Consider the following 21401-nt stretch of genomic DNA (forward strand, 5'->3'; position numbering starts at 1 on the left):
ACCATATACCCGTAAACCCGTACGGGTAAACAGTAGATCTGAACCCCCAGGGGGTAACCATGCGTCAGAATGGGTGCATGAGCCACGCGTCGATAGCCGAGGGGCACCCGGTCGACCCGGAACGGGTGGCGCACGCGCGCGAGCGGCTGCTCAGCCGCGACGACGCCGCCCGGTTGAGCAGCATTCTGAGCCTGCTCGCCGACCCCACCCGCACCCGGGTGATCTACGCACTCGATCTCGCCGAGGAACTGTGTGTCGGGGACATCGCCCTGACTCTCGACCTCGGCGAGGATGCCGTCGGCTATGCCCTGCGGATTCTGCGGACCGCCGGCATGGTCACCCGCCGCAAAGAGGGCCGCACCGTCTATTACCGTCTCGCGGACGGCTTCCCGGAACCGCTGCGGGCGCATTGCCTGCGCCGTCTGATCGAGATCTCGGACGGCAGCGACGCCGCGGACGACGACGACTGACACCGGGCATGCCGGTGTCAATGCTCAGGAACGGACGAGGCGGGCGATCGCGTCGGTGGCCTCTTTGATCTTCGCCTCCGCCTCGGGACCGCCGGCGACGGCGGCGTCGACCACGCAGTGGCTGATGTGGTCCTCGAGCAGCCCCATCGCGACGGCCTGCAAGGCCTTGGTCATCGCCGAGACCTGGGTGAGGATGTCGATGCAGTACTTGTCCTCCTCGACCATCCGCTGCAACCCCCGCGCCTGGCCCTCGATCCGCTTGAGCCGTTTGAGGTAGGCGTCCTTTTCGGTGATGTAGCCGTGCGCGGCGTGGTCGTGACCGTCGGTCTCGGTGGCCGCGGGGGTGGGAGTCGTGGCCATGGTGTCCTCCTGGTATCCGACCGTCATGTCGAGCACCCCCGATTATGCCCGCCCGGGGTATCTCGGCTGGGATGCGGGCCGTCGAGGCGGCGGCCGGCCGCCGCCGCGGCACACAGCACCGCGCACTTCACCGCCGCCCGGGTCGCGGGATGCCGGGTGATCCGCACCAAAGTTGTTGTCACCGAGGACATGGTCCTCTCCTTCCGGGACTGCATAGAGTGAAGGGATGTGGGGTGGGCGACCGCCTGCACGCGCCGCCCACCCCACATCCCGGTTGTCGTCTACCTATCCGGAGAGGGACCGGAACCGGCGCAGCCGCAGGCTGTTGCTGACCACGAACACCGAGGAGAACGCCATCGCCGCTCCGGCGAGCATCGGGTTGAGCAGCCCGGCGGCGGCCAGGGGCAGGGCGGCCACGTTGTAGGCGAAGGCCCAGAACAGGTTGCCCTTGATCGTGCCCAGCGTCTTGCGGGCCAACCGGATCGCGTCCGCGGCGGCGCGCAGGTCACCGCGGACCAGCGTCAGATCACTCGCTTCGATCGCGACGTCGGTGCCGGTGCCCATCGCCAACCCGAGATCGGCTTGAGCCAGGGCGGCGGCGTCGTTGACGCCGTCGCCGACCATCGCGACGACCTTGCCCTGATCCTGGAGCCGCTTGACGACGTCCACCTTGTCCGCGGGGAGCACCTCGGCGATCACCTCGTCGATGCCGACCTGGTCGGCGATCGCCCGGGCGGCGGCCGCGTTGTCGCCGGTGAGCATGATCGGCGTCAGCCCCAGCTTCCGTAGCTGTGTGATCGCCTCGGCCGAGGTGGCCTTGACCGCGTCGGCGACGACGAGCACGGCGCGGGCCCGCCCGTCCCAGCCGACCGCGACGGCGGTCTTGCCCTCGGATTCTGCCGCCGCCATGGCCGCTTCGAGACCGGCGGGCAGGTGTTGCGCCCAGTCGGCGAGCAACCGGGCGCGTCCGACGACCACGGCGTGGTCGTCGACCATGCCCTGCACCCCGAGGCCTTCAATGTTGGCGAACTGCTCCACCTTCGGCAGGGCGCCGACCTTGTCCCGGGCGCCCTTGGCGATGGCCTGGGCAATGGGGTGCTCGGAGGAATCCTCGAGCGCCCCGGCCAGGCGCAGCACCTGCCCGGTGTCTTCGCCATCGGCGGTGACCACGTCGAGCAGGGTCATCTTGCCGGTGGTGACGGTGCCGGTCTTGTCGAGCACCACGGTGTCGACGCGGCGGGTCGATTCGAGGACCTCGGGACCCTTGATCAAGATGCCGAGCTGGGCGCCGCGGCCGGTGCCGACCATCAACGCGGTCGGGGTGGCCAGGCCGAGGGCGCAGGGGCAGGCGATGATCAGCACCGCAACGGCGGCGGTGAACGCGGCCGCGATGCCGCCGCCGGTGCCGATCCAGAAGCCGAGGGTCGCCACGGCCAGGGCGATCACGATGGGGACGAAGACGCCGGAGATCTTGTCGGCCAACCGTTGGGCCTGAGCCTTCCCGGTCTGCGCGTCTTCGACGAGTTTCGCCATCTGCGCGAGCTGGGTGTCCGACCCGATCCGGGTGGCGCGGACCACGATTCGTCCGCCGACGTTGACGGTGGCGCCGACGACCTGGTCGTCGGGTCCGACCTCGACGGGCACGGATTCGCCGGTCAGCATCGACGCATCGACCGCGGAGGAGCCTTCGGTGACCACACCGTCGGTGGCGATCTTCTCTCCGGGGCGGACCACGAACTCGTCACCGACGGCCAGTTGATCGGTGGGGATGCGCTGCTCGACACCATCTCGCAGGACCGACACCTCCTTGGCGCCGAGCTCGAGCAGGGCGCGCAGGGCGGCCCCGGCGCGCCGCTTGGAGCGGGCCTCGAAGAAGCGGCCGGCGAGGATGAAGGTGGTCACTCCCGCGGCGGCCTCGAGGTAGATGTTGCCGGCGCCGTCGCTGCGGGAGATGGTCAGCTCGAACGGGTGCGTCATGCCGGTCATTCCGGCGGTGCCCCAGAACAGGGCGTACAGCGACCAGCCGAGGGCGGCGAGGGTGCCCATGGAGATGAGGGTGTCCATGGTCGAGGTGCCGTGCCGCAGGTTGGTGAAGGCGGCCTTGTGGAACGGCCACGCCCCCCACACCACCACCGGTGCGGCGAGGGTGAGCGAGAGCCACTGCCAGTTGGGGAACTGCAGGGCCGGAATCATGGCCATCGCGATCACCGGCACACTGAGCACCAGCGACACGAGCAGGCGTTGACGCAGCGAGGCGGTGGGGTCATTCTCGGAGTGCCCGGCCGCCGCCGCGTCGGTGTCGGTGGACGAGGAGGCGGGCGCCGGGACCTTGGCGGTGTAGCCGGCCTGCTCGACGGTGGCCACGAGATCCTCGGTCGACACATCACCGACGTAGTTCACCCGCGCCTTTTCGGTGGCGTAGTTCACCGTGGCGGTGACGCCGTCGAGTTTGTTGAGTTTCTTCTCGATCCGGTTGGCGCAGGATGCGCAGGTCATGCCACCAATTTCGAGTTCGACCTGGCCGTCGGCGGTCGGGTGTTGCGTGACGGGATTCATCGTGTCCTCCTCTCCGGTTCTCGCGGTCAGTGTCCGTGCCCGGCCGGCATCGGCTCCGGGGCGGCGGGCGCCGCGGCGCCGGGGACGCTCCCGGCAGTCAGGGTGAATTCGGCGGTCCGCACCACTCCATCGTGCTGGAAATCCAGGAACAGGCGGTAGTCCCCGGCACTGGGGGTGGTGACAAAAAAGTCGATGCCCGGACCCGGCGTGGTGACCCCGTCACCGGGATGGCCGTCCGGGTGCACATGCAGGTACCCCAGGTCGGCGGCCCGCAACGCCACCAGGTGCCCGTACGCCCCCAGATAGGGCTGCAGATCCGTGACGGGCTGCCCGCCGCGGCTCACCGCCAGGGTGACCTTCGACGCCTGACCGGGGGTGAGGGCGCCGTCGAGGGTGACGGTATACCCGTCGACCACGGCCGTGGCGGCCACCGGAGGCAGGGGCAGCGGATCGTAGGATCCGGCGACCTGCAGATCGGCACCCAGGGTCAGGCCGTCACCACCGTCGGGGGTGAAGTCGGCGAACACTCGGTACGCCCCGGCGCGGGTCAGATCGAGTGGCACGCTCCAGGTTCCGGCGGCGTCGAGTGTGGGGTGTACGTGCTGGAATCCGGCCATGTCGCGCCGCACCGCGATCAGGTGCAGTTGCTTCTCGTGACTGTCGACGTACCGGGTGACGGGCACGCCGTCGGCACCCAGGATGCGGAACCGCAGCGGCACGTCGGCGCCGGCCGCAACCTGCGCTGTGTCCAGTGCCAGGGTGTATCCGCTGTCGGTGACCATCAGTCCTCCAGGTGTCTGATCGGCGACCGGTGCGCCCGCGGTGGAATCGGGTCCGGCGTCGTGAGTCGAGGTGTCGTGGGTGTCGGCTGGTGCGGCGTCCTCGGGGCCGAGGGCGGCCCCGGCCCCGAGGGCGAGGGCGAAGACCGCGGCCAGGCCGACGGTGAATCCGGCGAACTTCGATGATGCGTTCATCGGGGGAATCTCCTGTCCGGGTCTTGTGTAGGCCGGTCAGCCGGCGAGCTGGTATCCGGCCTCGTCGACGGCCTGGGCGATCGCGGACTGCTCGATCGGGGCGGCGGAGTCGATGTCGACCCGCCCGCTCGCGAGATCGACGTCCACGGCGGTGACACCGGGGATGCTGCCGATCTCTTCGCGGACCGAGGAGACGCAGTGGCCGCAGGTCATTCCGGTGACGGTGACGGTGGTGGTGCTCATCGGTGTCCTTCTTTCGTCGGCTTGGGATTCGATCGCGCTCGTCGCGACCTATCTACAGATTTACCATACCCCCCTACCGTATGCAATGCCAGGGGTTGCCGTACCCGCTCCCTTTGCTGCATACCCCCCGATGGTGTGCCTTGGACCCCTGATGAAAATCAGAAGGGGCCCGAACGGCCATCCGCCAGGCGTCTTGCCGTGGCGCGGCCGGGCTTGCGGCCGAAACAGTTTCGGCGTCACCGGGGCTGCCTCTTGCGTCCTCTACTATACCCCCCTATGGTATCGAATTATCCGCAGAGAGTTCGAGCAGTCTCCAGGAGGGTAACGATGCGCACAGAGGGCGGGTATCAACCCGAAAGATCCAGCGGCGCTGTGATGCCTGCAGTGATCCAAGGGATGAGGCCTCGATGTTGTGGGTAGGCGCGCCACTGCACTCCGTTTGGCCCACATCCCGATAGATACCCCATACCCGTAAGGACGGATCGTCATGTCCACTCAGGCATCATCCACACGCAAGTGGTGGGCGCTGGCGCTGATCGCCGCCGCCCAGTTCATGGTCATCATGGACACCTCCATCATCGGCATTGCGCTACCGAAAATGCAGACCGACCTCGGCTTCTCCCAGGAGAACCTGACCTGGGTGTTCAACGCCTACGTCATCGCCTTCGGTGGACTACTCCTGCTCGGCGGTCGCCTGTCCGACCTGTGGGGCGCCCGACGCATCTTCGCCACCGGCTGGTTGGTTCTGCTCGTCGGATCGATCACCGCCGGCGCCGCCGGCAACGTCGGCACCGAGCTGGCCGGACGCGCCGTTCAAGGCGCCGGCGCCGCACTGATCGCACCCTCCGCGCTGACTCTGCTGATGATGCTGTTCGGTTCCACCCAGCAGGAATTGACCAAAGCCCTCGCCGTCTACGGCGCCGCCGCGCCCGCGGGCGGCACCGCCGGTGTGTTCCTCGGCGGGGTGATCACCGAATACCTCAGCTGGCCGTGGGTGTTCTACATCAACATCCCCATCGCGATCATCGCCCTCGCCGCGACACCGCTGCTGATGCCCAACGCCCCCGCCCGATCCGGTTCGATCGACATCCTCGGCGCACTGACCGTCACCGCCGGCCTGGCGCTTGCCGTCTACTCCATCGTCCGCGCCCCCGAGGTCGGCTGGGATTCCGGTCAAACCTGGGGATACCTCGCCGTTTCCGCGGTGCTGCTGGGCGCATTCGTGCTGATCCAGTCCCGGCGCCGCGAACCCCTGATGCGGCCCGGGATCTTCACCGCCCCCAACCTCGCCGCAGCGAACGTCGCCCAGTTGCTGCTCGGGGCGGCGTGGATCCCGATGTGGTTCTTCCTGAACCTGTACCTGCAGCAGGTCCTGGGGTACAGCGCATTCCCCGCCGGCGCAGCACTACTGCCGATGACCACACTGATCATGCTCGGCATGATCGTCATCGCGCCGCGGGCGATGCAGAGGTTCGGCGCGAAACCGATGATCGTGACCGGTCTGATCGTGCTCGCGGCAGGGCTCGGATGGATGGCCTTGGTCCGGCCCACCGGCAATTTCTGGGTCGACGTGCTGCCGGCTTCCCTGGTCGCCGCAGCAGGTATGTCGCTCGCCTTCATTCCCTCCTTGGGCACGGCGATCTCCGCCGCCCGACCCGAAGAGGGCGGATTGGCGTCGGGCATCGTCAACGTCAGCTACCAGGTCGGCTCCGCCCTCGGTCTGGCAGCCATGACCGCAGTCGCCGCGTCGTTCGGGGCAAACCAGATCGGCGACCTCCCCGAGCTGACGAACGGATTCTCCGCCGCCTTCCTCGGCGCCGCCGTCATCGCCCTGGCCGGTGCTGGGGTCACCGCCGTGTCGATGCGCACGGCCCAGCCGGACGCGGCGGTGGAACCAGTCCTCGAGCAGCACTGACACAGCACAACACCGTGGGTGGGAGTCGGCAGGCCCGGCTCCCACCACACGCCGGTTCCAGTCCTCGTGCACTCGTCGCCGGAGCGAGAAGTGTCTGCGATGTGACGCGGCGATGTGCGCCGGTGTCGTGGTGACCGGATCGCCGCGCCGGGCCCTCGCCCGTCCGAAGGTCCCGCTGGACGAGACAGAGTTTTGTGGGGTCCGTCACATTCTCCGAGTCGGCGGCGTGTCCGATTGCGGCGGGCCGCGAGGCAGTCGGCGCCGTGCCGTGGGATGTCGTCGCGCCGACCCCTGCACATACTCACCGACCCAGTAAATGTCGAGGTCACCGCCGGTTTCCTCGGCCTTGCGCGGTGTCGATCGACGGGGCGTCCGGGGCGGTGATCCCGGTGTCTCTATCTGCCCGCAGACTGGGGTCTAGGTCCCTGACGTGGGCGTATTCGATCAAGATCATATTTAGATATCGATTGGGTCACGATGGCACGGTCGATACCGTTTTGTTACTTTCCTTCTCGACGGGGGTCCGAGGCCGCGAATCTCACGAGCGCGGGCTAGCCAACACAGACGAGGTAAGACACTGTGGCGAAACACCGCAGGACGGTAAATCGTTCTCATTCCATCCCTGGCCGCCTGAAGATCGCGACCGTTGCCGCGGCGACCGGTGCCATCCTTATCGGCGGCGCGCAGTTCGGTGCCGGGTCCGCGACCGCTCGCCCGCTCGAGATCCCGCCGGGACTACTGCCCGCCGGTGTTCAGCTGCCGGCGATCGAGCTGCCCGACATCCCGGCCGCGCCGCCCGCGCCCGGCGTGCTCGGGCAGGTCAACCCGGGCACCCCCGCTCCGCTCAAGGCCCGCACGGTGCAGCCGGTGTCTGGCACGCTGTCCTCCGGCTACGGCCCCCGCTGGGGTGCGCAGCACGGCGGCCTCGACATCGCGGCCCCGATCGGCACCCCGATCCAGTCCGCGGCCGACGGTGAGGTCATCTCAGCGGGTCCGGCCTCCGGGTTCGGGTTGTGGGTGCGGGTGCGCCACGACGACGGCGCCGTCAGCGTTTACGGCCACATCAACGAGTTCATCGTCAACGTCGGCCAGCGGGTGGCGGCGGGTCAGCAGATCGCGACCGTCGGCAATCGTGGTCAGTCGACCGGTCCGCACCTGCACTTCGAGGTGTCGGACGCAGGCGGTAACCGGCTCAACCCGAGCCAGTGGCTGCGCGACCGCGGCGTCTCGGTGACCTGGGGAGCAGACTAGAACTCACCCCGGCGGAGCCAGCTCCAAACGATGCGGGGCGCGCCAGGCCGGGACGGCAGGCCCCGCTCCGCACGCGGTTCCGGCAGGTCGAGCATCCTTCCACCGTGAGGGCGGATCCCTCAGGTCAGGTCAACCAGATCCGGGGCAGTCCCTTCCGTAGCCGGCGAGCACAGCGCCTTCAGAACACACTGGAGCGCTTCCCTTCTCGTCGCATGTGGCGAGAAGGGAAGCGAGATCGCCTGCGTGAGCGGGCGGTGCGAACCGTCGCGGATCGCCGTGGCGTCCAGGTCGCCGAGACCGTGCCCGATCGCGGCGGCCCGGAACCCGCGCCGCAGGGTTGCGAGGGTCTCCGGGCGCCCGGGCATGGCGAACCATCCCGTCACCGCCCCGCGGATGGTCAGCCTGGGTGTGCACCAGGACCGCGGCACCCGCCCCAGCGCAAGGGTCGGGAACTGCGCGTCGTCCTCGTCGTCGGCGACGATGTCGTCGAGCTCGGCGAGCATCTGCGGGTTCCGCCGGGCGAAAGCGAGCACCTCGAGGAAACACGCCAGCCGGCTGGCGCCGGTGTAGAGGGTGCGCAACACCCCGTCCGGGTCGTCCCTCGGCCGGGCCCGACTCGCCGATCGCAGCCTGGATATACCGTGGTGTATGCCCCTCTCCCGTCGGCAGTTGTTGCGAGTAGGTGTGGCCGGATCGGCTGCGGTGCTGGTGGGTACGTCGGCGGTGAGCAGCGCCCGGTTGCCAGCGCCGCGGTGGCGAGGAGATGATCCGTTCGGGCTCGGTGTGGCATCGGGAGATCCGACACCGGATGGTGTCGTTCTGTGGACACGTCTGGCACCAGATCCGCTTGCCCCCGGCGGGCGCGGCGGCATGGGGTGGGATCCGGTGACCGTCGAATACGAAGTCGCGCATGACGAGAGCTTCCGGCAGGTGGTGACGTGCGGTACGGCTGTCGCGACCCGCGAACTCGCGCACAGCGTGCACCCGGAGATCCACGGTTTGGAGTCCTCTCGCTGGTACTTCTACCGATTCCGGGCCGGGACGGCGATCTCCCCGGTGGGCCGGACCCGCACGGCCCCGGCTCCAGGGCAGCCCACAGCGCGGATGCGCTTCGCGTTCGCCTCTTGTCAATCGTGGAGTTCCGGTTTCTACACCGCATACGAGCACATGAGCGCCGAAGACCTCGATCTGGTCGTCCATCTGGGCGACTACATCTACGAACGCGGGTGGAGGCGCGGCCGCGAGGGAATGTCGATGGGAGTCGACCTCGACGAAGCCGTCGATCTGCCCAGTTACCGGCTGCACTACGCACAGTACAAAGCCGAGCAGCCGCTGCGCGACGCCCATGCAGCGTTTCCCTGGATCGTGACCATGGACGATCACGAGGTCGACAACAACTGGGCGGCCGACTCGTCGGGACTGGGCCTCGATATCTACCGAATCTCCGCCCTGTTCCGCCGGCGCCGCGCTGCCGCCTTCCAGGCGCTCTACGAGCATCAGCCGCTGCGGATCGCGCAGCGGCCCGCCGGGCCGGGGATGCGCCTGCACCGCCGCTACCGGTTCGGTGATCTCGCGGAGATCACCATGCTCGATACCCGGCAATACCGGGACCGGCAGGCCTGCGGGGGAGATGTCACCGCGGACTGCGCCGACCGGCTCGACCCCGACCGCACGATACTGGGTGCACAGCAACGCAACTGGCTGCTCGACGGCTTCACCGGCTCGCCCGCCCGATGGCAGATCATCGGCAATCAGGTGGCGATGGGCCAGACCGACAACGACCCCGGCCCGGACACCGTCGTGTCCTCCGACTCGTGGGACGGATACGTCGCCGATCGCAACACCGTCCTCGGCGGCGCAGCCGATCGCGGCGTCCGCAATCTGGTGGTGATCACCGGCGACCGTCACCAGAACATCGTCGCCGACCTGCGCCGGGACTACGCCGACCCTGGGTCACCGGTCGTCGCATCGGAATTCTCGGGAACCTCGATCACCTCCGCCGGCGACGGCGCCGACATGAACGACACCGGCCGCCGCCTGCTGGCCGCCAATCCCGACATGAAGTTCTTCAACGCGCAGCGAGGATACGTGCGGGTGGACCTGGACCATCAATTGTGGCGCAACGACTTCCGCGTCATGCCCTATATCCGGCGCCCGGGCGCGCCCATCCACACCCGCGCCAGCTTCGTGGTCCAAGATCAGATACCCGATGTCATCGAGGCGTGACGGCCGGATACTGCCACCCACGACACGGCAAGCCCGATCCACCCCGGGCCCGCGAACCGGGCACCGCTGAGCAGCGGTGCCGTGCCGAGCCACGACGCCCCAGGGTGCGCCTGTCGGACGAACGTGGCTCGGGCACGCACGGGGACGGGTAATGGCCTCAGTTGCCGAGGAATCGGCGGATCTGCGGGACGACGGCGTCGGCGAGATCGTCCGCCGACTCGAGCGCGTCGAACGACACGTTCCGCGCGAGTGTCGCATGCGGAATCGTCGAGCTCATGCGTTCGGCGAGCGCGGCCGGATGGCGCTCGTCGGCGCCGGGGACGATGAGAACCGGAACGTCGATCGCGCCGAGTTCGTCGAGCGTGCGGAATGAGCGGTCACGCCCAATGGCGGCCGCTGCGGCGACGCTCCCCGGGTCGGCGCGCGGTATCGCATCGCGCACCAGGTTCCCGATCAGTGGTTGCAGGTGGGGAAGGAACAACTCCCACGCCGCTTCGATACCGTCTGCTCGCACCCGCTCGGCGAAGCGGTCCATCAACGCGGTTTCGGCCAATTTCGCCTCGTCGTCCTCGATATCCTCGGCGCTGATCACCACCACCGCCCGCACTCGTGAGGGAAAGGCCAGGCCGGTGCGTAAGGCGATGGTGCCGCCCAGCCCGGTCCCACCGACCACCGCCTCCGGCGCGCCGAGGTGGTCCAGTAGGGCGATCACATCGGCGGCGTAGCGGCTCCACGTGTGCAGCGCCGGATCCCTGCACACCGAGCGGCCGTATCCCCGCACATCCGGAACGACAACGGTGAACCGGTCTTCGAGACGCGTTGCCATCGGCAGCAAGCTGTGATGATCCGGCCCCCCGCCGTGCAGCAGGACGACGACCGGACCCGTCCCGCATGCGGCGGCGAACAAGCGGTTTCCGTCGTCACCGCGGTAGTCGAATTCACGCATCGCCGTCCGTTTCTCATCTGGTCGCAGGAGGATACGAAACTGGGCCTCTGGGTGCCGCTCGACGAGAAAGTGCCGCGCCCGTCGTGTGGTAACTAACTCGGCATAGCGATGGCGACTACCGAGATGAAGATTGCAAGGATCGCCAAGACCATTGCGATCTGTTGCAACCGGAAATTGGCAGCCGTCGACTCGATTGATGCTCGCAGTTCCAGCTCTGACCTGAGCAGCGGAATGGTCTCGCCAAACCATTCAGCGCGGTCTTCGAGCGAGGTCCTCAGCATCTTGTCGAAGAAGAACTCGTCAACCTGACCGTCACCCCAGTCGTGAATCTGTTTGTATTCATCGAGCTCATAGGTCCAGCGGCGATCGTTGGAGACCCACTTGCCAACCTCATTCGAGACAATCGTGGCATCAAAGATCGTGTTGCTCAAAAGTTTGCTCGCGCGCTCCAACGAGTCGATGGTCTCTGTGCGCAAGGCGTTCTGGCCGACCTGTTTGATGAAGGTCCACCTGCTTTTCTCTCTTGTTGGATTGCGCGCCAAGTCATCGCGAAGCTGCGCTATCGTTCCTTCGTGGCATTCGATGAGGCACTTGATCGCCCATCGCACCATGAGTCCGCCGAAGCGGTTCTCGATGAAGTGGTCGTCGGTGTAGGGCCCGCCAAAAGTTACGCCGTCCCGTGGGGATTCATCGACGGTGAGCTTGTGGCCGCACACTATCGTCCACGGATCGTCATCAGGTCTGAAGGAAGTAGCAATCTTCCAGTCGGGCGTAGAAGAGCCGGTATAGGCGTCTCCCTCAACATCAATGGAGAGCAAGTATCGGTAGTCCTCGAGACGACTGCTGATCTCCTCAACCGGTACATCCGGCAACTGAGGTCGGGTGAAAGGCGCCGCAAGCTTTGTCGTGATGACTTCAATCGCAGGCAACGATGCCTTTTTGAAGTCGGCGATCATCGTGCCAGGGAAGACGCGGGCAACCCACTGGCTTGCCGCTTCGCGAACACGCGTGCGTTCGTGCGCAATCGCTGCTTGCTTGCGATGAAACGCAGTGTGGCGACGAAAACCTCTCCCGACGGTGTCGATGCGCAAATATCTGTTCGAGTTCAGCTCATCGTTCAGGGCATTGGCCGATACGTCGGAGAGGGTAAACGTAGCTAGGAGGACTACCACGCTCGGGATCGGCGACACCGCTTTGAGCCGAACCCGATCAAAATCCTCTGGCAGGTCGGCAGCGATGTCAGCCATCCACTTTCGTTCAGTTCCCCGCCGGTAAAGTGATGCGGCAACTACCCAACCGCCTGTGCTGCTGGTGCGCCTGACCGAATCGGCCCATTCGTAAATGTCGGGTCCGCCAAACGGATTGTCAGGTTCGATGTCGAGTGCCTTGCATCCCTCGACCAGTCGATCTAGATCGCCACCGACATAGCACTCGGAAACCTGCAGCACACGGCGCTGGACATCTTCCCCGGAAGGCAAGCGCGTTGACTCGTTCTGCCTCTCATCCAGTTCACGATCGAAGTCCCCCTCGGGGTCTGGATATTCGGGCCGATCTTCGTGAACTACCGCCATTGTTCTCAATGTCCAATCTGTGACTGGGCGCAGCAACCTCTCCACTGGGCGCGTTGCTCGTCACGAGCGTTCTGTGCCCAATGTGACCCGTTCGGCTGCACCCTGACCGCCGCCGCAGAAACGGGTCGGTCGCGCCTGGTTGTGGTTAGGCGGAGTGCCTCTGGATGTACTCCTCGACGGCCTCACGCATGAGTTCGCTGGGCTTACGGTGCTGGCGTTCAGCGAGTTCGTCGAGCTTGTTGCTCAGCGGCGCCGGCAGTCGGACCTGCCGTTTGGGTGATTCGCCGCTAGCGTCGCCGGCCAAGGACGGCCGGCCGGCGCCCACCCTTTCGAGCAGTTCGCGCCCCGCTGCGGCGGCCTCGGCGCCCCGCTTGGCGGTGGCCGAGTTCTTCGGCAGCGTCATCTCGTGCTCGGCCCAGTCGGCGAGCTCGTCGTAATCGGAGTTCTTATCGTTGCTGTTCATCTGTATGTCACCCCTTCGAGTGTGGTTGGACCGGATGCCTGCGCAACCGGGGATCGGCGGTCACAGCTGGTCCTTCATGCGGTCGAGATGCTTCTGCCGCGCCTGCATCACATGGAAAACCACCATGCCCCGCGGCGGAACGATCTCCACCATGACTTCGAGCAACGGACCCCCAAGTGTGCGCGGAGGACCGATGAACAGCCAAGGCTTTGAGTGCCCGGGAACGCGTGGTTCGTCGAACTCTTGCTCGACGTACACGGCGTTCTCGATCGCATGCAACGCGTCGTCGCGGTCGATACCGTGTTTGTCTGCGCTGGTCGCCCATTCGATCGCCACACCAATAATGTACTACAGAAATAGGTATTCTGTACTACGAAATTACAAGTTCGGCCCTTGGATCGAGTGAGAAACCGCCTGTTGGAAAGCCGAATTCGGTGAGCCGGGTCGGGGGTCCTGGACCGGTTCACGCTGCGGACGTGATCCGGCTCGTTCCGGCCGGGCGGATCGCCTCGGCCTATCCGTTCTCCCCGCCGACCCAGCACCGGGTCCGCATCGGGGGCGGGGCGGGCATGTAGGCGATGTGCGCGGTCGACGCGCTGGGGATGTCTGCGATCCTCGGCACCGAGGTGGTGATCGAGCCCGCCGATCCGGTGACCGGTGAGCGCATCACCGTGACCGTGCAGGGCGAGAGCGCCGTGGCGACCCCGGCCACCGTGGTGGTGTTCGTCGGCGCCGATGCCGGGCGCGGCCCCTCCGCGGAGACCTGCTGCACCAGCTTGAATTTCTTCACCGACCGCGCCACCGCCCGGTCGTGGGCCGGGGAGCATCCGCGGGTCGGCGGCATCGTCGCCGACCTGGCCGACGCCACCCGGCTCGGGGCGACGATCTTCGGCGGCGCGCTCACCTCTTGATGCCGGGGCGCTCAGCCGAGGGTGAGCTGGGCGCGGTGGAAGTCGAAGTGCTTGCCCGGGTACCGGTAGACCTGTTCGAGGGTCATGGACTCGGTGAAGAACGGGTCCCAGCGGACCGGAAAGTCCATGCTGCGCTGCAGGTCGGTCTCTGATTCCCTCGCCAGGGAGCGTTGCAGCCTGGCGATGACGCGGTCGCACTGTCGGCCCATCCGGTGGCGGTTGAACACGGTCGCTGCCGCGCAGGAGCCGAGGTAGTTGATCTCGTGGAATACCGGGGTGGCCGCGTCGAGGGCTTGCGCGAATCGGCGGCCGATCCGGTCGGGCAACCGAGAGAGGATCCGAACCAGTACCAACAGCCGGCGGACCACCATGTAGCCGAACACCATGTGGAACAGCAGCTGTTCGTTGGTCCAGCGGGTGCCGTTCGAGCGGCGGTCGAAATCCTGCGGTGAGGCGCTGTCGAGGAGTTCGTGCAGCGACCGCCGGGCGCGTTCGAGGTCGGCGGCGATCTCTGCACGATCGACCTCCTGATCGGCCATGGCGACCACCCCTACATGCCGGTTGCCCCCCCAAGTCTGCTGCGGAAGTCGCCACGGTTGTTAGATACCCCACGGGGTACTTGCATACCCGTGGGGGTATCAGACATCCTGGTCGTATTGCAGGTGACGATCCCTGTCAGGAGGAGACCGGATGATTCTCGAGCAGTACTACATCGAGTGCCTGTCGCACGCGTCGTACCTGATCGGCGACGAAGCGACGGGGCGGGCGATCGTGGTCGATCCACGCCGTGACGTCACCGAGTACCTCGCCGACGCGCGTCGATATGGGCTGCGGATCGAGGGGGTGATCAACACCCACTTCCACGCGGACTTCGTCTCCGGGCACCTGGAGTTGGTGGAGGCGACCGGTGGCTGGATCGGGTTCGGGGAGGCGGCGCAGACCGAGTATCCGATTCGCCGGTTGGCGCACGGCGAGCATCTGTCGCTGGGGGAGGTCGACCTGGAGGTCCTGGCCACCCCGGGGCACACCTGGGAGTCGATCAGCCTGCTCGTGCGCGAGACCCCCGGCGCGGTCCCCGCGGCGGTGCTGACCGGAGATTCGCTGTTCATCGGCGATGTCGGCCGCCCGGACCTGGCCAACCTCGGGGGCGGCAGCAACACGGAACTGGCCCGGGCGATGTATCGCACCGTCCATCAGGTGCTGTTGCCGCTGCCGGATTCGGTGGCGGTGCTGCCCGCGCACGGCGCCGGGTCTTCCTGCGGGAAGAATCTGTCGGCGGAGCTGACCTCGACCATCGGGGAACAACGCCGCACCAATCCGTCGGTGCAGCCGATGAGCGAATCGGACTTCGTCGCCGTGATCACCGACGGCCAACCGGCGGCGCCGGCGTACTTCGCCGTCGATGCCGCCCTGAACAAGGCCGCTCGCCCGGTCCTCGATCAGCGGCGCCGGGTCCCCGCGGTGACCGCGGCCAAGCTGCGTGCCGCGCTCACGGCCGGGGTCCGGGTGCTCGATGCCCGCAGCGTCGCCGATTTCACCGCCGGGCACCTGCGCGGATCGGTGAACGTCGGTTTCGACGGCCGGTTCGCCGAAACCGGTGGGATGGTCGCCGACATCGGTGAGGACATCGTGCTGATCACCTACCCCGGGCAGGAGCAGGACGCGGCCATGCGGCTGGCCCGCATCGGCTCCGACGCCGTGATCGGCTACTTCAACACCGCCGCCGACGGGACGTTTCCCGGTGGGCTGGCAGATCTCGTCCGGACGGCGGCGCGGACCACCGTCAGCGAGCTTGACGGCTTGCTCGCCGACGGCGCGATCATGTTGATCGACATCCGCAATCCCGGCGAACGCGACTTCGGTGTGATTCCGGGATCGGTATCGATCCCGTTGCCGCAGCTACGCGCCCGCGTCGGCGACCTGCCAGATGACAAGCCGATCGTGGTGCACTGCGCCGGCGGCTGGCGGTCGAGCGTCGCCGCGTCACTGCTCCGCGCCCACGGGCTCGAGCAGGTCCGCGACCTCGTCGGCGGCTACAACGCCTGGGCCGAACAGTCGATGCCGGCCTGACCTTCTCCGCTCTCCCGCACACCCGATGTGTCAGCGCCCGAACCCGGCGGCGGCTGTCGCAGTGTCGGAAGCGGCTGCGCCGCACCGAATTTCCCCCGGCCACCGCCGGGGTTGCACCAACACCTTTGTTTACCAGGAGGACTGATCATGTGTTATCCCGTCGCGTGCCGCCGGTGCGGAAAAACGACCTGGGGAGGCTGCGGCCGGCACGTCGACGACGTCATGAAGTCGGTGCCGGCATCCGAGTCGTGCTCGTGTGCGGCGGTGTCCGAGCCCGCGCCGCGGGCCGGGTTCTTCGGCTCCCTCTTCCGCCGCTGACCCCCGCGAACCCGCCCCGCGACCGGCGGTCGGCGTGCACCACCGGGCACGAGATGACGCTCCGACTCCCGAGGAAGACCCGGTGACGATTCTGCTGGCCCTCACGCTCGGGGCCGTCATCGGCGTCCTGCTCGGCCTCCTCGGCGGCGGTGGATCGATCCTCGCCGTTCCGGGCCTGGTGTACGGGATCGGGATTCCGCTCGAGCAGGCGGTGCCGATGTCGCTGCTCGTGATCGGCGCCGCCTCGCTGTTCGGGGCCGTGCCGAAGATCCGGGCGGGGCAGATCCAGTGGCGGGTCATGGCGGTCTTCGCCGGCACCGGTGTCGTGGCCGCGTTCGCCGGCAGCGCGGTGAACCGGCTGCTGCCGCCAGCGGTCACCCTCGGCGGGTTCGCGGTGGTGATGATCGCCTCCGCGATCCGGATGCTGTCGAGCACCGAGAGCGTCGGGACCGCCTGCCGCGCGGACGGCGCCTCGGCCATCGACTGGCGCCGCTGCACGTCCCGTTCCATCCCGGCGGGCCTCGGTGTCGGCTTTCTGACCGGGCTCTTCGGGGTGGGCGGCGGTTTCCTCATCATCCCCGCCCTCGTCCTGCTGCTCGGGGTGGAAATGGCTGTCGCCGTGGGCACGTCACTGCTGATCGTCGCCGTGAACTCGGGGTCCGGGCTTATCGCCTACCTCGGTCATCTGCGCCTGGACTGGGCGCTGGTTGCGGTGTTCACCGTGACCGCCGTCGGTGGATCGCTTCTCGCGGGCCGGTACGGCGGGCACGTCGACAAGGCCCGGTTACAACGGTGGTTCGCCGTCCTGATCCTCGCGGTGGCGGGATTCGTCCTGATTGAGGTGCTCACGCTGCGATGACCCGCACTCGCGAGCGGCCGGCGCGGCCACCCACTCCACACTCACATACCCCAGGGGGTAACCTGTGGAAGGTTATTTCTTTCACGGAAGGATTCGTCATGGTCGGTGACGACGACAGCGTTGCATTGGTGCTCAACAGGCTTCGGCGGGCGCACGGACAGCTCGCCGGGGTGATCTCGATGATCGAGCAGGGCCGTGACTGCAAGGACGTCGTCACCCAGCTGGCCGCGGTCTCGCGGGCCCTGGACCGGGCCGGATTCAAGATCGTCGCCTCCGGTCTGCGGGAGTGCCTAACCGGCAACACCGCCGAGAACACCGAACCGATGACCGAAGCCGAACTCGAGAAGCTGTTTCTGGCGTTGGCCTGACCGGGCGCCGCGCACGGCGGGACCGATGACGATCGGGACAGCGCCCGGCACTGCGATCCCTCGGCGTTCGGGGCGCGAAAAACGGCGCGTCAGCCCGCGGGTGCGGGAGCCGGGGCAGGTTCGACCGGAGCCGGGACAGGCGGAAGTTGCGCAGGATCAGCGACCGAAAGCATCGGGTACACCGGTGCGTCGGCGTCGTTGTAGGTCTTGAGAACCGTGGTGACGATGCCGGTGAGCTCGTTGAAGATCAGCGAGCCGTTCTCGAAGTCGGCGCGCCGGCCACCCGGGATCGGGTACTCGTCCGAAGTCGGCAGGCCGATCTCGCCGGTGTCGGCGCCAAGGTTCTGCCAGGTCTTGAAGATCTCGCCGAGCACCGACCACACGCCGGTAGCGGAGGTATAGACGGCGCCGTTGGTGAACTTCGCGGCGCTGTTGCCTGCCTTGGCCTGCAGCAGTCCGGTGATCGCCGGGCCGAGTCTGCCGGTGTCGCCGCCCTCCGCGACCCACTTCTGTGCGACCGGGGACGGGTCGGTGAGCCGGAGCAGTTCGGTGACGAGGGCCGGGACGCCCGCACCGAGGCTCGAGCTGGCGTCGGTGCCGGTCCCACCGGACGGTGCCGGGGTGTCGCCGGCCGGCGCCGGGGTGCCGCTCGCCGATGCACCCGACGCGAGGGACGCGCTGCCACCGCCCAGGTTGGCCGCGGCGATCTGACGGATCTCGTCCATGTGCCGGTACCCGGCGTCGCCGTTGCAGCTGGTGTTGCCGACATCGCGGTGCGCGAAGATGATCGGCAGGTCGACCGCTTCCCCCTCGGCGTAGGGGGTGAACTCGGTGCCCTCGGAGTACATGGTGGTGTGGCCGAGCGGGTCGAGTCCCGCCTTGCCCAGCTTCCAGCCGAGGAACTTGCCGACCGAGTCGAGGGTGACCTGCGGCGGATCCTCCGTGGAGAAGTCGCCCATCATCGCGATACCGGTGGTGTTCTCATTGAACCCGCCTGAGTGGGCGCCCTGGACGGGACGGTCGAGACCGCCGGCGCGGCCCTCGAAGATCTGGCCGTACTTGTCGACGAGGACGTTGTAGCCGACGTCGCACCAGCCGAGCGTCTGGGCGTGGTAGGCGTAGATTCCGCGGACGATCTCGGCCGACTCGGCCTTCGTGTAGTCGTTGCTGCCGTCGGTGTGGTGGACGGCTGCGCCGCCGATGAAGTCGTCGTAGTCGGGGTCCTGGCAGCGGATCGACTCGTCGGCCCCCCACTGCGCCCGGGAGATGACCTTCGGGCCGGTCCCGTCCAACGGGGCGGCGACGTCACCGAGGGTCGCATCGCCGGGGCCGCTGCCGGGTTCGATCAGCACGGCGGTGACGTCGCCGTGACCGGTCTGCGCGGGCTGCTGGCGCAGCGGCGTGTTGACGGACGCCGGCGTGTACCCGAGCGGCGCCGCGCCCGCAGGCGGGGGCCCCGGTGCCGGGGCGTGTGCGGGTGCGGGGACCAGCGCTTCCCCGGGTGTCGCCGGGACGGCGGGAAGTCCCGGAACGGCCGCGGCCGCCTGATTCGCGATCGGGGTGAGGATCTGGATCGCCTTGGTGACACCGACGTACACGGGCTCGGTGGCGACCTTGTCGCCGGCGGTGGCCTGGTCGGTGCGCCGGGTGTCGATCATGTCCGGGGACACCCACTGTCCCCAGGTGCCGTCCGCCTGCAACGCGCGCACCTTCGACTCGGCGGAGGCCGCCGTCTGCGAGGTGAGCGCCACCATGCTGAACGGGACGTCGCGGGTCAGTTCCTTCACGACCGCGCCGGGCTGCTGATCGGCGGGCGGCGCGAGCGTCGGATCGGACACGTCGCCCGGCGCGGGCACCTTCAGCGGGATCTGCAGGTTCGGCAGCTGGAGGCCGCCGGGCAGCTGCAGGTTGCTCGGGATCTGAATCGTGTCGGGAAGCGGGATGTTCCGGAGATCGCCGATGTTGACGTCGGGCAGGTTCAGGCCCGTCAGTTCCTTCAGGGGGATCACGATGTCCGGTATCTGGGACAGGGCGACCTGGGCGATCTGTGTGGACACCGTGACGGCCTGGGACTCGTTCGTGGAGCGCACTCCGGCCGGTGCGCTGGCGAGGCCGTAGACCGCGACGGGGCTGGCGACAGCCACAGCCGCGATCGCCGCGACAACGAGCGACGGACTCCGGCGGCGGTACAAGGGCACTCCTCGGTTGCAGTTTCCCGGACGTCGGACCGTGCGAGGTTCGTGCGTGGAACTGGACGAATGTCTTGTTCTCCGAACAACATCCGCTGCAGATGCGGCCCTGTGACCGGCACGCCGCCGGTCTTGATCACTCTGGTCACACTAGTCACAGCAGGCGCAACATTCAATCTGAGGTTGAGACTTTGGGGGTTGCGCGCCGGTGGTGACGTGGCCCTTCAGGTGCGGGTGGGACCGATCGCCGTCGGCGCGCCGCGGCGGGGCATGGCGGCCGCGGTCAGGGCCGCACCGACGGCGGTGACGGCCGCGCTCACCAGCAGCACCGTGGTCATGCCGTCCATGAACGCGGCGACCGGGGTGGCGGCGTGCTGCCCGGCGAGCAGACTGCCGAGCACGGCGACCCCGAAGGCGCCGCCGACGTAGCGGAAGGTCATGGTGATCGCGATGCCGGAGCCGGACCGTTCGGGGGACAAGACGCCGAGGACGGCGTCGACCGCCGGGGCCAGCGCCGCTCCGACGCCCACCCCGGTGACAGCGAGCCAGGTGGCGGTCAAGGCGTAGCCGGTGGCCGCGCCGGTGGTGGCGCCGAGGGTCAGGCCCGCGGTGGCCAGGAGCAGCCCGCCGGCGACCGGGACGCGGACACCGCACAGCGCCGCGAAGCGCTCGCCGACCGGTGCGCCCACCACGATGCCGCCGATGACCGGCAGCAACCGCAGCCCGGTGCCGAAGGCGTCGTAGCCGCCGACCAGGTGCAGGTACTGGGGCACCACGAACAGCAGCCCGAGCAGCGCGAAGCTGGCCAGCGCCGCGGCGACGCTGCCCCAGACGAACAGTGGCTCACCGAACAGGGGCAGGTCGATGAGCGGGTGCCGGGTGTGTCGTTGCCACCAGGCGAACACCGCCACCAGCGCCAGGCCCCCGGCCAGGGCGACGACGGTGACCGGATCGGTCCAGCCCCGGGTGGGTGCCTCGATCACCCCGTACACGACGGCCACCAGCCCGGTGGTGGCCAGTGCGGCGCCGAGGACGTCGACCGGGCGCGGGGCCGGGTCGCGGAACTCGGGGATCAGCAGTGCGGTGGCCACCATCGCGGCCGCCGCGACCGGGACGTTGATCAGGAAGATCGACCCCCACCAGTAGTGGTCGAGCAGCCAGCCGCCGATCAGCGGTCCGAGCGGGATACCGGCACCCATCGCGGCAATCACCACCGACAGCGCCTTCGCCCGCTCGCGGGGCTCGGTGAACAGCACCGGCAGCGTGGCGAGGGCGATCGGGGTGAGCACCGCGGCCCCCAGCCCCATCACCGCGCGGGCAGCGATCACCGGTCCCGCGGTGTTCGCCGCCGCCGCCACCAGCGAGCCGGCGGCGAACAGGGTCAGGCCCACCAGCATCGACCGCCGGTGCCCGTAGCGGTCGCCGAGCGCCCCGCACGGCAGCATCAGGCCGGCGAACACCAGCACGTAGGCGTTGACCATCCACTGCAGATCCGCGGTGCCGGCACCGAGATCCGCGGCGATGGTGGGCAGTGCCACGTTGAGGATGGTGATGTCGAAGCCGAGGGTCAGGACCGCCAGCGTCAGCGGCAGCAACGCCCACCACCGACGACCTCCGGGTGCGTTCATGAGCATGCTCCTCCACCGCCGAACCGGATAGCGGCGATATCATCGCCACCCAACGATGTAACTATTAAATAGGCTATCATCGC

Annotated in this window: 21 protein-coding genes; 8 read left to right on the forward strand and 13 right to left on the reverse strand. The window is 68.0% G+C overall.

The window, feature by feature from the left end:
• The first annotated feature begins 77 nt into the window (after positions 1 to 77).
• Positions 78 to 470, forward strand: coding sequence for a metalloregulator ArsR/SmtB family transcription factor (locus tag H0B43_RS00595; RefSeq protein ID WP_185730700.1), 393 nt, complete (start codon positions 78 to 80; stop codon positions 468 to 470).
• A 24-nt stretch (positions 471 to 494) separates the two neighbouring features.
• Here the strand turns inward: H0B43_RS00595 and H0B43_RS00600 are convergent, their stop codons facing one another.
• The 5 genes from H0B43_RS00600 to H0B43_RS00620 form a co-directional block, all read right to left on the reverse strand.
• On the reverse strand, positions 495 to 830 hold the full coding sequence (locus H0B43_RS00600) for a metal-sensitive transcriptional regulator (protein WP_185730758.1): 336 nt from the start codon (positions 828 to 830) through the stop codon (positions 495 to 497).
• Positions 831 to 853: 23 nt separating this feature from the next.
• Positions 854 to 1021, reverse strand: a complete 168-nt coding sequence (locus H0B43_RS00605) for a hypothetical protein (protein WP_185730701.1) — start codon at positions 1019 to 1021, stop codon at positions 854 to 856.
• 94 nt (positions 1022 to 1115) lie between these two features.
• On the reverse strand, positions 1116 to 3386 hold the full coding sequence (locus H0B43_RS00610) for a cation-translocating P-type ATPase (protein ID WP_185730702.1): 2271 nt from the start codon (positions 3384 to 3386) through the stop codon (positions 1116 to 1118).
• Positions 3387 to 3412: 26 nt separating this feature from the next.
• Positions 3413 to 4360 (reverse strand): hypothetical protein, encoded by a 948-nt coding sequence (locus tag H0B43_RS00615; protein WP_185730703.1) that lies wholly within the window; start codon positions 4358 to 4360, stop codon positions 3413 to 3415.
• Between the two features lie 36 nt (positions 4361 to 4396).
• A complete protein-coding gene (locus tag H0B43_RS00620; RefSeq protein ID WP_133987567.1) occupies positions 4397 to 4603 on the reverse strand; it encodes a heavy-metal-associated domain-containing protein in 207 nt (68 codons plus the stop codon).
• Between the two features lie 487 nt (positions 4604 to 5090).
• Between H0B43_RS00620 and H0B43_RS00625 the strand changes: the two genes are divergently transcribed.
• Positions 5091 to 6518, forward strand: coding sequence for an MFS transporter (locus H0B43_RS00625; protein ID WP_185730704.1), 1428 nt, complete (start codon positions 5091 to 5093; stop codon positions 6516 to 6518).
• 579 nt (positions 6519 to 7097) lie between these two features.
• Positions 7098 to 7769 (forward strand): M23 family metallopeptidase, encoded by a 672-nt coding sequence (locus H0B43_RS00630; RefSeq protein WP_185730705.1) that lies wholly within the window; start codon positions 7098 to 7100, stop codon positions 7767 to 7769.
• Between the two features lie 119 nt (positions 7770 to 7888).
• Here the strand turns inward: H0B43_RS00630 and H0B43_RS00635 are convergent, their stop codons facing one another.
• On the reverse strand, positions 7889 to 8353 hold the full coding sequence (locus H0B43_RS00635; RefSeq protein ID WP_185730706.1) for a hypothetical protein: 465 nt from the start codon (positions 8351 to 8353) through the stop codon (positions 7889 to 7891).
• Positions 8354 to 8417: 64 nt separating this feature from the next.
• On the opposite strand from H0B43_RS00635, the gene H0B43_RS00640 reads away from it, so the two are divergent.
• The gene (locus H0B43_RS00640; RefSeq protein WP_185730707.1) at positions 8418 to 9995 is read left to right on the forward strand and encodes an alkaline phosphatase; all 1578 of its coding nucleotides are present in this window, start codon (positions 8418 to 8420) and stop codon (positions 9993 to 9995) included.
• 157 nt (positions 9996 to 10152) lie between these two features.
• On the opposite strand, the gene H0B43_RS00645 is transcribed toward H0B43_RS00640, so the two are convergent.
• The 4 genes from H0B43_RS00645 to H0B43_RS00660 form a co-directional block, all read right to left on the reverse strand.
• Positions 10153 to 10941, reverse strand: a complete 789-nt coding sequence (locus H0B43_RS00645) for an alpha/beta fold hydrolase (RefSeq protein ID WP_185730708.1) — start codon at positions 10939 to 10941, stop codon at positions 10153 to 10155.
• A 92-nt stretch (positions 10942 to 11033) separates the two neighbouring features.
• Entirely contained in the window at positions 11034 to 12512 is a 1479-nt protein-coding gene (locus tag H0B43_RS00650) for a hypothetical protein (protein WP_185730709.1), read from the reverse strand.
• Positions 12513 to 12657: 145 nt separating this feature from the next.
• Entirely contained in the window at positions 12658 to 12975 is a 318-nt protein-coding gene (locus tag H0B43_RS00655; protein WP_185730710.1) for a ribbon-helix-helix domain-containing protein, read from the reverse strand.
• A 60-nt stretch (positions 12976 to 13035) separates the two neighbouring features.
• Positions 13036 to 13311, reverse strand: a complete 276-nt coding sequence (locus tag H0B43_RS00660; protein WP_185730711.1) for a hypothetical protein — start codon at positions 13309 to 13311, stop codon at positions 13036 to 13038.
• Between the two features lie 266 nt (positions 13312 to 13577).
• Here H0B43_RS00660 and merB point away from each other — a divergent pair, with 266 nt between their 5' ends.
• Positions 13578 to 13886 carry an organomercurial lyase gene (gene merB, locus H0B43_RS41170; protein ID WP_252190862.1) on the forward strand — a complete coding sequence of 103 codons (309 nt, stop codon included), beginning with the start codon at positions 13578 to 13580 and terminating at the stop codon, positions 13884 to 13886.
• Between the two features lie 11 nt (positions 13887 to 13897).
• Here the strand turns inward: merB and H0B43_RS00670 are convergent, their stop codons facing one another.
• Complete coding sequence (locus H0B43_RS00670) at positions 13898 to 14425, reverse strand: DinB family protein (RefSeq protein ID WP_185730712.1); 528 nt, start codon at positions 14423 to 14425, stop codon at positions 13898 to 13900.
• A gap of 151 nt (positions 14426 to 14576) precedes the next feature.
• On the opposite strand from H0B43_RS00670, the gene H0B43_RS00675 reads away from it, so the two are divergent.
• The 3 genes from H0B43_RS00675 to H0B43_RS00685 all read left to right on the forward strand — a co-directional run bounded on the left by H0B43_RS00675 (position 14577) and on the right by H0B43_RS00685 (position 17501).
• Positions 14577 to 15956 (forward strand): MBL fold metallo-hydrolase, encoded by a 1380-nt coding sequence (locus H0B43_RS00675; protein WP_185730713.1) that lies wholly within the window; start codon positions 14577 to 14579, stop codon positions 15954 to 15956.
• A 400-nt stretch (positions 15957 to 16356) separates the two neighbouring features.
• Positions 16357 to 17133 carry a sulfite exporter TauE/SafE family protein gene (locus H0B43_RS00680; RefSeq protein ID WP_185730714.1) on the forward strand — a complete coding sequence of 259 codons (777 nt, stop codon included), beginning with the start codon at positions 16357 to 16359 and terminating at the stop codon, positions 17131 to 17133.
• 98 nt (positions 17134 to 17231) lie between these two features.
• Positions 17232 to 17501 (forward strand): metal-sensitive transcriptional regulator, encoded by a 270-nt coding sequence (locus H0B43_RS00685; protein WP_185730715.1) that lies wholly within the window; start codon positions 17232 to 17234, stop codon positions 17499 to 17501.
• A gap of 89 nt (positions 17502 to 17590) precedes the next feature.
• Here the strand turns inward: H0B43_RS00685 and H0B43_RS00690 are convergent, their stop codons facing one another.
• Both H0B43_RS00690 and H0B43_RS00695 read right to left on the reverse strand, forming a co-directional pair.
• Positions 17591 to 19693, reverse strand: coding sequence for an N-acetylmuramoyl-L-alanine amidase (locus H0B43_RS00690; protein ID WP_213014993.1), 2103 nt, complete (start codon positions 19691 to 19693; stop codon positions 17591 to 17593).
• A 221-nt stretch (positions 19694 to 19914) separates the two neighbouring features.
• A complete protein-coding gene (locus tag H0B43_RS00695; RefSeq protein ID WP_185730717.1) occupies positions 19915 to 21318 on the reverse strand; it encodes an MFS transporter in 1404 nt (467 codons plus the stop codon).
• Positions 21319 to 21401 lie beyond the last annotated feature (83 nt).

Origin of the sequence: Rhodococcus sp. 4CII (assembly GCF_014256275.1) — a bacterium.
GTDB lineage: Bacteria > Actinomycetota > Actinomycetes > Mycobacteriales > Mycobacteriaceae > Rhodococcus_F > Rhodococcus_F wratislaviensis_A.

Excerpts from the sequence above, each read along its gene's own strand:
- H0B43_RS00595 (WP_185730700.1), top strand. The coding sequence starts at position 78 with ATGAGCCACGCGTCGATAGCCGAGGGGCACCCGGTCGACCCGGAACGG.
- H0B43_RS00600 (WP_185730758.1), bottom strand. The coding sequence starts at position 830 with ATGGCCACGACTCCCACCCCCGCGGCCACCGAGACCGACGGTCACGAC.
- H0B43_RS00605 (WP_185730701.1), bottom strand. The coding sequence starts at position 1,021 with ATGTCCTCGGTGACAACAACTTTGGTGCGGATCACCCGGCATCCCGCG.
- H0B43_RS00610 (WP_185730702.1), bottom strand. The coding sequence starts at position 3,386 with ATGAATCCCGTCACGCAACACCCGACCGCCGACGGCCAGGTCGAACTC.
- H0B43_RS00615 (WP_185730703.1), bottom strand. The coding sequence starts at position 4,360 with ATGAACGCATCATCGAAGTTCGCCGGATTCACCGTCGGCCTGGCCGCG.
- H0B43_RS00620 (WP_133987567.1), bottom strand. The coding sequence starts at position 4,603 with ATGAGCACCACCACCGTCACCGTCACCGGAATGACCTGCGGCCACTGC.
- H0B43_RS00625 (WP_185730704.1), top strand. The coding sequence starts at position 5,091 with ATGTCCACTCAGGCATCATCCACACGCAAGTGGTGGGCGCTGGCGCTG.
- H0B43_RS00640 (WP_185730707.1), top strand. The coding sequence starts at position 8,418 with ATGCCCCTCTCCCGTCGGCAGTTGTTGCGAGTAGGTGTGGCCGGATCG.
- H0B43_RS00645 (WP_185730708.1), bottom strand. The coding sequence starts at position 10,941 with ATGCGTGAATTCGACTACCGCGGTGACGACGGAAACCGCTTGTTCGCC.
- H0B43_RS00650 (WP_185730709.1), bottom strand. The coding sequence starts at position 12,512 with ATGGCGGTAGTTCACGAAGATCGGCCCGAATATCCAGACCCCGAGGGG.
- H0B43_RS00655 (WP_185730710.1), bottom strand. The coding sequence starts at position 12,975 with ATGAACAGCAACGATAAGAACTCCGATTACGACGAGCTCGCCGACTGG.
- merB (WP_252190862.1), top strand. The coding sequence starts at position 13,578 with ATGTCTGCGATCCTCGGCACCGAGGTGGTGATCGAGCCCGCCGATCCG.
- H0B43_RS00670 (WP_185730712.1), bottom strand. The coding sequence starts at position 14,425 with ATGGCCGATCAGGAGGTCGATCGTGCAGAGATCGCCGCCGACCTCGAA.
- H0B43_RS00675 (WP_185730713.1), top strand. The coding sequence starts at position 14,577 with ATGATTCTCGAGCAGTACTACATCGAGTGCCTGTCGCACGCGTCGTAC.
- H0B43_RS00685 (WP_185730715.1), top strand. The coding sequence starts at position 17,232 with ATGGTCGGTGACGACGACAGCGTTGCATTGGTGCTCAACAGGCTTCGG.
- H0B43_RS00695 (WP_185730717.1), bottom strand. The coding sequence starts at position 21,318 with ATGAACGCACCCGGAGGTCGTCGGTGGTGGGCGTTGCTGCCGCTGACG.